Consider the following 11,211-nt stretch of genomic DNA (forward strand, 5'->3'; position numbering starts at 1 on the left):
GCCCGGCAGGGCCGTCAGCCGCCGTCGAGCACCCCGCGCAGCACGGCGGCGGACTCGGCGGGCTTGCCCGGGTAGCCGAACTCGCCGCCGGCGAAGCCCCCGTGATGGCTCGGGAACATGACCGGCTCGCTGCCGAGCGCGGCCGCGACGCCGCGGGCGGTCCGCGCCGTGAAGGTGTCCCCGGTCTCCTCGCCGATGGCGAGCACGATGCGGGTCGGCGCCGCGGTCAGTGCCGCGACGTCCGGGACGAAGTCGCTGACCGCCCAGGACTGGTCGGACAGCAGCGGGTCGTCCCGGGAGCCGTCGTCCTCGGTGGGCAGCCCGAACGCTGCCGGGTCGGGGGCCGGGCCGGCGAGGTAGGCGTCGGTGAGCGGGCCGGTCCAGCTGGTCATCGCGATGAACGCGGCCATCCCGGCACCCCAGCCCTTCGCCTCGTAGGCGTCGCGCCAGGCGGCGCGGGCGCGCCGGGCCTCGTCCGCGTCGGGCAGGACGGAGATCACCGGCGGCTCGTGGGCGACCAGCACGCGGACGTCCGACGGGTACGCCGTGACCAGCGCCAGCGCCGTCACCGCGCCGCCGCTGCTGCCGAACACGTCCACCGGCCCGGCGCCGAGGGCCGTGATCAGGGCGTGCACGTCCGTGGCCTGCACGTCCGGGTCGTGGTCGGTCCGGCCGTCGTGGCGGGTGCTGCGGCCGAGGCCGCGCGGGTCGTACGCGACGACCGTGCGCTCGGGCAGGTGCGCGGCCAGCGAGCGGAAGCCGGTGGCGTCCATCGGCTGGCCGATCGCGACCAGCGGCGGCGGGCCGCCGGGAGCGGGGTCGGGGCCGTGGACGTCGTAGGTGATCTCGGCGCCGTCGGTGCGGAGGGTGTGGGTGCGCATGCCGTTCCGACCGGCGCGGCACCGGGAACTCATCGGCCGGCGGGACGGGTCAGGGCAGCAGGGCCCGCACCCGCTCCGGGTCCGGCCCGCCCGGACCGATCACCACGACGGCGTCGTCGAAGCCCGCGTCGGCGTAGCGGCGCAGGTGCTCGCCGATGCGCCCGAGGTCGCCCCCCGCGGGCACGGGGACCGCGTACGCGACGGCACGCCCACCACCGGCGGCCCGGAAACGGCCGAGGGCCGCGACCATCTCGTCGGGTGTGGCGCGGGAGCCCGACCCCAGCCAGCCCTCGAAGTGCCGGGCGGCCTTCTCGACGTTCGCGCCCCACGAGCCGAGCAGCAGCGGCGGCCGGCCGGCCGGCGGGTCGGACAGCCGGGCGTGGTCGTCGCCCCCGGCGGTGAGCAGCGCACGGAGCCGGACCACGTTCTCGTCGAACACGCGGAAACGGGTCCGGTGGTCCCGGTCCAGGGCGGCGTAGTCGCCCCGGGTCGAGCCGGGGCTCACGCCGAGCGACAGCCGGTCCCCGCACACCGCGCGCAGCGAGAGCATCCGGTGCGCGAGCTCGGCGGGGTGGTGCAGCGGGACCTGCACCGTCCCCGTCCCCAGCTCGACGCCGTCGGTGGCGGCGGCCGCGGCGGCGAGGGCGACGAACGGGTCCGGGACCAGCCGGCCGCGGCCGATGATCTCGGGCGCCCACAGGCTCCGGAACCCCGCACCCGCCAGCCGGCGCGCCCGCTCCGCCACCGGGTGCGGGGGCGCGTCGGACAGGTGCGCGAGCGTCGCGCCCAGGCGCACGGCTACGCCGACCGGTCCGCCGCGAACCGGGCGTACCAGCGCAGCGCGTCGGGCTCGTCGACCGAGGCGATGTTCGCCGCCTTCTCCAGCGGCCTGCCGGACAGCAGCTTCTTGATCGGCACCTCCAGCCGCTTGCCGCTCAGGGTGTGCGGCACGGCAGGGGCCTCGACGATCTCGTCCGGGACGTGGCGGGGCGTCAGCCGGGTCCGCAGGGTGCTGACGATCTGCTGCCTGAGGTCGTCGTCGAGCGCGCGCCCGGGTGCGGGGACGACGAACAGGCCCAGCCAGTACTCGTCGTCCGGCAGGTCGACGCCGACCACCAGCGCCTCGGTGATCTCCGGCATCGGTTCGAGGACGTCGTAGAAGTCGCCGGTGCCCAGCCGCACGCCCTGCCGGTTGAGCGTCGAGTCCGAGCGGCCGTGGATGGAGACGCTGCCGTCGTCGTGCAGCGTGACCCAGTCGCCGTGCCGCCACACGCCGGGCCAGGTGTCGAAGTAGGACTCGGTGTAGCGCACCGCGTCCGGGTCGTTCCACAGGTACACCGGCATCGACGGCATCGGCTGCGTGACGACGAGGTCGCCGACCGACCCGACGACCGGTTCGCCGTCGTCGTCCCAGGCCGCGCAGTCGACGCCGGCGAGCCGGCCGCCGATGCGGCCCGCCCGGACGGGCGCGTACTCGTTCGCGCCGACGAACGAGCCGGAGATGTCGGTGCCACCGCTGGTGGAGTCGATCCGCACGTCCGGGCTGACGTGCTCGGCGATCCAGTGGTAGCCGGCCGGGGGCAGGGCCGAGCCGCTGACCATCACGTGCCGCAGCCGGCCCAGGTCGTGCTCGGCCCGGGGTGAGACACCGGTGTTCGCCGACGCGGTGACGACGGCGGCACCGAGCAGCATCACGTCGGCCCCGGTGCGGGCGGCGGCCTCCCAGACGGCGCCGGCCGGGTACCCAGGGCTGCCCTCGTACAGCACGACGCCCGCGCCCTGCGTGAGCGCGCCCAGCTGCATGTTCCACAACGCCCAGCCGGTCGAGGTGTAGGCGAACATCCGCTCGCCGGCGCGCAGCCCGCAGTACAGCCCGGACCACTTGAGCCCCTCGAGCGTGATCCCGCCGTGGCCGTGCACCAGGCCCTTCGGCAGCCCGGTGGTGCCCGAGGTGAACAGCACCCACAACGGGTGCGAGAACTCGACCTGCTCGAACTCGGGCGCCGCGTCGGTGGCCAGCAGCTCGTCCCACGGCGTGCAGCCGTCGGGCGCGGGGCGATCGGACACGTACGGGACGTGCACGACGTGCCGCAGGGTCGGGAGCTCCTCGCGCAGCTGCGCGACGACGTCGGTGCGGTCGATCTCCTTGCCGTTCCAGTGGTAGCCGTCGGCCGCGACGAGCACGGTGGGCTCCAGCTGCGCGAGCCGCCCGATGGTCCCGTCCGCGCCGAAGTCCGGGGAGCAGCACGACCACACCGCGCCCACCGCGGCGGTGGCGAGCAGCCCGACGACCGCGTGCTCGGTGTTCGGGAGGTAGGCGCAGACCCGGTCGCCCGGGCGGACACCGGCCCGGCGGAGCCAGCCGGCGGCGGCCGCCACGGACCGGCGCAGCTCGCCGAAGGCGATCTCCCGGGCCCGGCCGCCGCCCTCCTGCACGCACACCAGCGCGGGGTCGTCCTCGGCGCCGCGGCGCAGCGCGTGCTCGGCCCAGTTCAGCCGGGCACCGGTGAACCAGCGGGTGTGCGGCATCGGGTCGGCGGTCCGCACCCGGTCCCACGGCGCCGAGAAGGCGACCTCGTAGTGGTCGACGATCGAGCGCCAGAACCGGTCGACGTCGGCGACCGACCAGGCCCAGAACTCGTCGTGGTCGGCGAACGCCCGTCCCTCGCGCTCCTCCAGCCAGGTCAGGTACGCGCGCAGCGCGGAGCGCTCGATCCGGTCCTGCGACGGGCTCCAGAGGATGTCGGTCATCCGTTCAGCCTCCCCCTGCGTGAGCCGGCGGGCCCGCTCGCGAGCGGGCCCGCCGACGCGTGCGATCTCAGACCAGCGACGCCGTCAGCCCGCCGTCGAGGACGTAGTGGCTTCCGGTGACCCACGGCGCCCGGTCGGACGCGAGGAACGCCGCCACCTCGGCGATGTCCTCCGGGGTGCCGAGCCGCCCCTGCTTCATGGCGACGAGGTCCCCGAACGGGACCTGGGTCGCCGCCTCGAAGTCCGGGACCAGGCGCTCGACCATCGCCGTGTCGGCGAAGCCGGGGCAGACCGCGTTGACCCGGACGCCCGTCGGCCGCATCTCCACCGCCGCGACCCGGGTCATCTGGATCACCGCCGCCTTGCTCGCGCAGTACGACCCGAGCAGCGGGCTGCCGCCGATGCCCGCGATCGAGGCGATGTTGACGACGTTGCCCTTCGACTCGACCAGGTGCCCGATCGCCGCCTTCATCGCGACGAAGGGCCCCCGCACGTTGACGGCGTGGATCCGGTCGAAGCTCTCCGTGGACTGTTGCAGCAGCGGCGAGGCCACCTCGATCCCGGCGTTGTTGACCAGGACGTCCAGCCCGCCGAGGATCTCGACGGCTCGGGCGACGGCCGCCTGTACCTGCGCCTCGTCGGTGACGTCGCAGTTGGCGACGCCGGCGGCGCCGATCTCGGCCGCTACCTCCCCGGCCGCCTCGGCGTCGATGTCGCTGATCACGACCCGGGCGCCGCGCTCCGTGAACAGGGCCGCGATCGCCCGGCCGATCCCGGCCCCGGACCCGGTGACGAGGACGCGCTTACCCTCGAGCTCGGCCATCGGTCAGGACGCCTCGACCTTCGGCATGATGTCGTTCTTGATCCGCTTGAGGTCGTCGAGCGTCTTCGACACCGGGACGTCGGCGAACGGCGGCCAGATCAGCGGCATCGTCATCCCGGCCTCCTTGTAGGCCTTCAGCCGGTCGGTGACCTGCCGCTCGGAGCCCACGAGCAGGTTCGACGCGATGCCGTTCACGGTCTGGTCGGTGTCCTCGTCGGTGATGACCGTCCAGATCATGCTGCAGATCTCGAGGTCCTTCGACCGCTTCGGGCTGCCGATCTCCTCGAACTGCTCGTCGATGGCGGTCCGCCACCTCCCGAGCCCCTCCGGGGAGTCCTGGATGCCGATCCACCCGTCGAGGTCGTACTTCGTGATCCGCCGCGCCGAGCGCAGCGGGTCCTTGAGGCCGCTCATGAAGATCGGCGGACGCGGCTGCTGGAGCGGCTTCGCTCCGAACCCGCACTTGTCGAAGTCGGCGAACTCGCCGTGGTACTCGAAGTGGTCGTTCTCGGCGGCCCAGATGCCCTGCATGATCTCGATCGACTCGCGCACGTGCTTGTGCCGCTTCGGGAAGATGTGCGCGGCGCTCGCGGCGGCGAACTCCTCGGGCATCCAGCCGGACCCGACACCGACGTTGAGCCGGCCGTTCGAGAGGTGGTCGATCGTCGACAGCTCCGCGGCGAGGACACCGGGCGAACGGAACGGCGTGTCGATGATGCTCATGCCGATGCGGACCTTCGAGGTCTTCGCGGCGAGCCACGGGATCAGCGGGTAGCCCTGGAACCACTGGCCGCGGGAGCTCACGGGCAGGGCGTTCGGCAGCCCGTCCATCATGCCGAACGAGTACTGGAGCCCCTCGTGGTCGGACGCCTCCGGGACGACGATCCGGTCCAGCGTCCAGACCGAGTCGAAGTCGAGCTCCTCGGCGAGCTCGGTGAGGTCGGTCAGCTCCTTGATCGTCACCTTGTCGCGGAAGTTCGGCAGGTAGAGAGCGAGCTTCATGTGATGCGGCCTCCTTGCGGCATGACAGCGCCTCGATCAGTGTGACGTGGGTCTCTGCCTCGCGGACCCTACCTACGATCAGGCGCAGGAGATCGATCTCGACCCGAAAAATCAATCGGCCACAACCGATCGGACGGGGAGCCGTCCACCGTCGTACGCACCGACCCGTCCGGGCCCCGGTGGCTCACAACCACGGCGGCAGCTCCGGGAGCCCCGACGAGGGACCGGCGGGTCTCCAGCCCACCAGCCAGGCCGCCGCATCGGCCGGCGGGAGCTCGACGACCTGCCGCGGCCCGTAGCCGGACAGCTCGTACCGGGCGGAAGCGGCGTGCAGCAGGACCGACGGCCCCGGCCGGGCCGAGCGCCGGCCCACCACCTCCTCGATCAGCGCGACCAGGAACGCGGGCGGGAGGTCGGCGAACCCGGTGCCGCACCGCAGGTCCACGGCATGCACGCAGGTCTCGCGCGCCCGCATCCACAGGACCTCGCGCGCGGGAACGGTCCGGCCCTGCGCGGTGACCACCTCCGACCGCCACGCCGCGTCCGGCATGGCCCGGACCGCGGCGTCCAGCCGGTGGGCCGAGTCGCGTACCCGCTCCCGCAGGTCGCCGCGGGCCGCTCCGAGCTCGATCTCGGCGGACCGCTGCTCCGCCGAGGCGTACATCCGGTTCTCGACGCCGGTCCGGGCCCAGCCGAGCAGCCGCAGGAGCGCCTCGGCGTTCGACGCCACGTGCGCGAGCAGGTACCGCCGGGTCCAGCCGGGCAGCGCGGACGGTCCGTCCAGCTCGTCGTCCGCCAGGCCGGACATGCCGTCGAGCAGCAGCCGGGTGCCGGCACCGGCCCAGGACCACTCCCTCGCGGTGAGGTGCATGCCCGTCACGCGGGCACCCCGGAAGCGGCCACGACCTCGTTGCGCTGCACGCCGAGCCCGTCGATGCGGGTCTGGAGGACCGACGACGCGGTGAGGTAGCGGCGCGGGTCGTGCGCGTGCCCGACGCCGCCCGGGGTACCGGTGGCGATCACGTCCCCGGGCTGCAGGGTCACGATCCGGGAGACGTAGGCCAGGAGGGTGACCGGGTCGAAGACGAGGTCCCCGGTGTCCGCCCGCTGGACCGTCTCACCGTCCACGATGCACTGCAGGCCCAGCTCGGGGCGTACGCCACCCGGGAGGTCCTCCGGTGTCACGAGCACCGGGCCGAGCGGGGTCGTCGCCTCGAAGGTCTTGCCCTGCAACCACTGCGTCGACCGGTACTGCCAGTCGCGCATGGTCACGTCGTTGATCACGCAGAACCCGGCGACGGCCGCGGCCGCGTCCTCGGCGGACGCCCGCCGGGCCCGCCTGCCGACCACGACGGCCAGCTCGGCCTCCCAGTCCACACAGGACGACTCCGGGTCCAGGCGGATCGCGTCGTCCGGCCCGACCAGTGCCTCGGGGAACTTCGCGAACAGCGTCGGGAACTCCGGGACGTCACGCCCCATCTCCCGGATGTGCGTGCGGTAGTTCAGGCCGACGCAGAAGATCTTGCCGGGCCGGGGGACGACGGGCGCGAGATCGGCCCCGGCCGTCGGGTGGACGGCGCCGGCCGCCCGGTCGGCCCGTCGCCGCCAGTCCGGGTCGGCCAGCAGGGCGCCGACGTCCGGGGCGTCGATCTCCGTCGCCGTCCCGTCGTCGACGCGCACGGCCCGGGTACCGGTCCCGGTGCGCAGGGTGGCCAGTCGCACGGTGGTGCTCCTTCTCCTCGTCGTGGTGGTGGAACGGTGTGGACGACCGGCTCAGTGGTCCTCGACCAGCACGCGGTCGGCGTGCAGGCGCTCCAGGACGGGCGCGTCGGAGAACCGGAACAGGTCGAGGCCGGTGGTCGCACGGACCACGTACGGAGCCCAGGACGGCACCACGACGAGGTCGCCCCGGTGTACCGCCCAGCTCCGGCCACCGACCTGCACGGAGCCGTCGCCCTCGAAGACCTGCCAGACCGACGACCCGACCTCCCGCCTCGTCGCGGTCCGGGCTCCCGGCCGCAGGCGGTGCATCTCGGCCCGGATCGTCGGCAGGACGTCCCCGCCCGTGCCGGGATCGCTGAACCGGACGGCGGCGTGCCCCGGCTCCACGACCCCGCGCAGCCCCTCGGCCTCCAGTGCCAGCTGGTCCGCCAGCGCCGCGTCGGTGTGCTCCCAGCGATAGGCGCCGACCGGTGAGCACCGGCCCGGCGCCGGGGCGCCGACCGGCGTCAGCCCCGGGTGGCACCACAACCGTTCGGACCGGGACCGCGGGGGCGTCGAACGGTCCCGCACCTCGTCGGGCCCCTCCTCGAAGAACCCGGCGTCGAGGTGGTGGAACAGCGGGATGTCGAGCCCGTCCAGCCACGCCATCGGGACGTCCGCCCGGTTGTGGTGCCCGTGGAAGCGCCGGCCGGGGGTGAACAGGAGATCACCGCGACGCATCGCGACCGGGTCGTCGTCGACGACCGTCCACACGCCCTCGCCCTCCACGACGAAGCGGAACGCGTTCTGCGTGTGCCGGTGGACGGGCGCGTCCTCGCGCGGGTTGAGGTACTGGATCGCGGCCCACAACGTCGGCGTCGCGAACGGCGCGCCACCCAGCCCCGGGTTGGCGAGCGCGAGCGCACGCCGCTCCCCACCCCGGCCGACGGGCACGAGGTGCCCGGACCGCTCGGCGAGCTCCAGCAGCGCCGGCCACGACCAACGGTGGGCGACCGCACGCGGTCGCGGCGTGGACGGCATCAGGTCCCCGATCTCGGTCCACAGCGGGACGACTCGCTGCTCGGCGAGACCCGCGTGGAGCGCGTCCAGCTCCGGGTCGGTATCGGTCCCGGCAGGGTGGTTCATGCGGGCGCTCCTTCCGGGAGGCTCGGGCGGGCGGGGTGGAGCGCCGAGAGCGCGAGCGCGGCGACGGTCGCGGCCAGCGCGAACAGCAGGAAGTTCGAGCCGGGACCGAGGCCGGCGGCCAGCAGCAGCCCACCGGCCTGTGGTGCAGCGACGGCGCCCACCCGCCCGATCCCGAGTGCGACACCGAGCGCCGAGCCGCGGATCCCGGCCGGGTAGCGGCGGGCGACGATCGCGATGATCAGGCACTGCGTCCCGTGCGTGCCGATGCCGGCGAGGACGACCGCCAGGTAGGTGGGCACGGTGCCGGGGCCGGTCAGTAGCACCAGCAGCCCGGCCGCGGCGAGCAGGCAGCCCGCGATGCCGACGCGCACCGGGCCGAACCGGACCGCCACCGCCGCAGCGACCACCGATCCGGCCACGGCACCGAGGTTGAGGACCAGCAGGTACCCGAGGGCCGAGCCGAGATCGACACCTGCGGTCCGCATCAGCTGGGGCAACCATGTGCCCAGCCCGTACCAGGTGAACAGGGTCGCGGTGGTCGAGAGCGCGAGCAGCAGCGTCGGGCCACGGTGCGGCGGGCGGAACAGGGTCCCGATCCCGGGCTGGCCGGCCACCGGGTCCGTCCCCGGCCCGGAGCGCCGCCCGGGAGCGACGAACCGCGCGGCGTCACCACGTGCACGCGACCAGGACGGTGACTCCGGCAGCCACATCGCACACACCGGCAGGACGACGACCATGGCGACCAGCGCGGCGAGGAACATCGGCCGCCAGCCGGCGACGGGCAGGACGCCCAGGCCGACGAGCGCCGCGACCGAGCCGCCGATCGGGATGCCGGACATCAGCAGCGTCGCCACCAGCGGCCGGTGGTGCGGCGCGACGAACTCCGCCGCCAGCGCGTTCGCGGCGGGCACCAGGCCACCCAGTCCCACGCCACCGAGCAACCGGAGCGTGCCGAACGTCGCGGGGTCGGTGGCCAGACCGCACGCGGCGGTGCACACCGAGAAGACCACCGTGCAGGCGAGGATCGTGCGGCGACGGCCGAGCCGGTCGGAGAGCGCTCCGGCCGTCAACGCGCCGACGAGCATGCCGACGAAGGCGAGGCTCCCGATCGTGCCGGCCGACGCCGGGGTGAGGCCCCATCCGGGCTCGTCCACCAGTACGGGCAGGACCGTCCCGTAGACGATCAGGTCGTAGCCGTCCAGGACGACGAGACTCCAGCAGAGCAGCGTGACGGTCGTCGCCGTCCGCCGCGGGGGCATCGGTGCCATGCGACGGACGCTAGGGAGATTCTGTAGAGAGCTGAACAAGATTCTTCTCAGAGGAATCGGATGACGCTCATTCCGGCGCGCCGCGCCGCGCCTCCCACTCGTCCGCCCACTCCGTGCCGATCCGGCCGGCCGCGACCGTCAGGTGCTCGACCAGGCCGGCGACCCGGTCCCGCCGGTACCGCGTACTGGGCATGGCGCAGACGACGGCCGGGCGGAGCCCGCCGGTCCCGCCGGGGACGGCACGGCCGATCGCCGAGACCCCGGACTCTGTCGCCTGGTCGTTGACGGCGAACCCGCGCCGACGGCAGCGGCGCAGCTCCCGCAGCAGCGCTTCGACGTCGACCGGGCCGCCGTCCTCGCCCTCGGTCTCCGCGCACAGCCCGCGGACCTCGCCCTCCCCCAGCCGGGCCAGTACCGCCTTGCCACCGGACGCGCGGTGGGCGGGCAGCACCCGCCCCTCGCGATCGCCCACCCGGAGCACCTGGCAGGACTCGACGGTGGCGACGAACCGGGTCCGCATCCCGACCGTCAGGACCAGGCTCGCCGTCTCGGCGGTCGCGGCCGCCAGCTCGCGCACGTGCGGCAGTGCGATGCGGCGCAGGTCGGCGACCGGCTCGACGACCGCGGTGTCACGCAGGACCGGGCCGGCGACATACCGGCGCTGCGCGTCCTGCTCCGCGAAACCCCGGTAGACCAGCGTCGCGAGCAGCCGGTGCGCCGTGGAGCGGGCCACCCCGAGGCGGTCCGCCACGTCCATGACGCGCACGGCCCCCTCGTGCCCGAGGAGGATCGCGACGCGCAGGGCGTGGTCGACGGAATCGATGCTGTACGCGGGTCGGTTCTGCATGCCAGAACTCTATGCCTGCTGAACAGAATCCCGATGCTCGCGAGGCCGTATCCGGGTCGCACACCTCAGGCGCTGTCGGCAGCACAGAACAGATTCGAGCGCGGGACCTCGAAATCGCCGCAGTAGTCGATTTCGACAGGATCGCTCGCGCAGTCGCCGAAGTCGCACAGTCCGCCTTCGTAGGTCACGCGACTGGTGATGACGTAGTGGTACCGATGGCCCGGAATACAGACGAGTTCGGCACCGATGGGGCCGGCGGACCAGCTCCTTTCCTCGGTCTGCTGATTGTTCTCCGACGAGGCGAGCGTGTCGTTCGTCAGGGTGACCGACAGGACGATGCTGTCGGGCAAGTCGCCACGCTTCTCCCGGCAGTCGACCTGACCGAAGACCCGGACGCGGTTGTACTGCACATCGAGCCCACCGAGGGCGTCGTTCCGGCAGTCCGGCCTCGTCGTTCGCGCGGAAGCCGGTGCAGCGCCCGTCGTGGACGCGACCAGGAGGAGCGCTGCGACGAGGAAGGGCACGGTGAGTACGCGGTGCGGGACACCCCGGCGGAGCCGGCTCCCGAGCGAGGCCAGAAGAACGGAACTCCGGTTCACGGAGACCTCCATGTCGATCGTCGTGCAGTCGACCGGAACGCAGAAGTGGCGCGCAGGGGTTCGGGCGACCGAGAAAAGCACGAGGGGAGTGAATGCCGGGCGCGACGCACTCGGCGAGAGGGAAATGTAGGTACCGCGATCTCCGCCCTCTACCGCCGATCGAGTGAGCGGCCACGACACCTCCCCCCCCCCC

General features: G+C 73.6%; 11 protein-coding genes. All 11 read right to left on the reverse strand.

Annotation, left to right across the window (positions count from 1 at the left end; genetic code table 11):
* Window positions 1–14 precede the first annotated feature (14 nt).
* On the reverse strand, window positions 15–881 hold the full coding sequence (locus Ae150APs1_RS14645; RefSeq protein ID WP_075298171.1) for an alpha/beta hydrolase: 867 nt from the start codon (window positions 879–881) through the stop codon (window positions 15–17).
* Window positions 882–930: 49 nt separating this feature from the next.
* On the reverse strand, window positions 931–1,677 hold the full coding sequence (locus Ae150APs1_RS14650) for an LLM class flavin-dependent oxidoreductase (RefSeq protein ID WP_075298173.1): 747 nt from the start codon (window positions 1,675–1,677) through the stop codon (window positions 931–933).
* Between the two features lie 2 nt (window positions 1,678–1,679).
* Window positions 1,680–3,632: an acetoacetate--CoA ligase gene (locus Ae150APs1_RS14655; protein ID WP_075298175.1), complete on the reverse strand. Its 1,953-nt coding sequence runs from the start codon at window positions 3,630–3,632 to the stop codon at window positions 1,680–1,682.
* A 67-nt stretch (window positions 3,633–3,699) separates the two neighbouring features.
* On the reverse strand, window positions 3,700–4,455 hold the full coding sequence (locus tag Ae150APs1_RS14660) for a glucose 1-dehydrogenase (RefSeq protein WP_075298177.1): 756 nt from the start codon (window positions 4,453–4,455) through the stop codon (window positions 3,700–3,702).
* Window positions 4,456–4,458: 3 nt separating this feature from the next.
* Window positions 4,459–5,457 carry an LLM class flavin-dependent oxidoreductase gene (locus Ae150APs1_RS14665; protein WP_075298179.1) on the reverse strand — a complete coding sequence of 333 codons (999 nt, stop codon included), beginning with the start codon at window positions 5,455–5,457 and terminating at the stop codon, window positions 4,459–4,461.
* Between the two features lie 184 nt (window positions 5,458–5,641).
* Window positions 5,642–6,328 carry a maleylpyruvate isomerase family mycothiol-dependent enzyme gene (locus Ae150APs1_RS14670; RefSeq protein ID WP_075302114.1) on the reverse strand — a complete coding sequence of 229 codons (687 nt, stop codon included), beginning with the start codon at window positions 6,326–6,328 and terminating at the stop codon, window positions 5,642–5,644.
* A 5-nt stretch (window positions 6,329–6,333) separates the two neighbouring features.
* Window positions 6,334–7,179: a fumarylacetoacetate hydrolase family protein gene (locus Ae150APs1_RS14675; protein WP_075298181.1), complete on the reverse strand. Its 846-nt coding sequence runs from the start codon at window positions 7,177–7,179 to the stop codon at window positions 6,334–6,336.
* Between the two features lie 51 nt (window positions 7,180–7,230).
* Window positions 7,231–8,304, reverse strand: coding sequence for a cupin domain-containing protein (locus Ae150APs1_RS14680; protein WP_075298183.1), 1,074 nt, complete (start codon window positions 8,302–8,304; stop codon window positions 7,231–7,233).
* Window positions 8,301–9,572 carry an MFS transporter gene (locus tag Ae150APs1_RS14685; RefSeq protein ID WP_075298185.1) on the reverse strand — a complete coding sequence of 424 codons (1,272 nt, stop codon included), beginning with the start codon at window positions 9,570–9,572 and terminating at the stop codon, window positions 8,301–8,303. Before Ae150APs1_RS14685 ends, Ae150APs1_RS14680 begins: the two co-directional genes overlap by 4 nt.
* Before the next feature lie 67 nt (window positions 9,573–9,639).
* On the reverse strand, window positions 9,640–10,419 hold the full coding sequence (locus tag Ae150APs1_RS14690) for an IclR family transcriptional regulator C-terminal domain-containing protein (RefSeq protein WP_075298187.1): 780 nt from the start codon (window positions 10,417–10,419) through the stop codon (window positions 9,640–9,642).
* A gap of 65 nt (window positions 10,420–10,484) precedes the next feature.
* Complete coding sequence (locus Ae150APs1_RS14695; protein WP_075298189.1) at window positions 10,485–11,099, reverse strand: hypothetical protein; 615 nt, start codon at window positions 11,097–11,099, stop codon at window positions 10,485–10,487.
* Window positions 11,100–11,211 lie beyond the last annotated feature (112 nt).

It is taken from the genome of Pseudonocardia sp. Ae150A_Ps1, assembly GCF_001932315.1.
Classification (GTDB): Bacteria; Actinomycetota; Actinomycetes; order Mycobacteriales; family Pseudonocardiaceae; genus Pseudonocardia.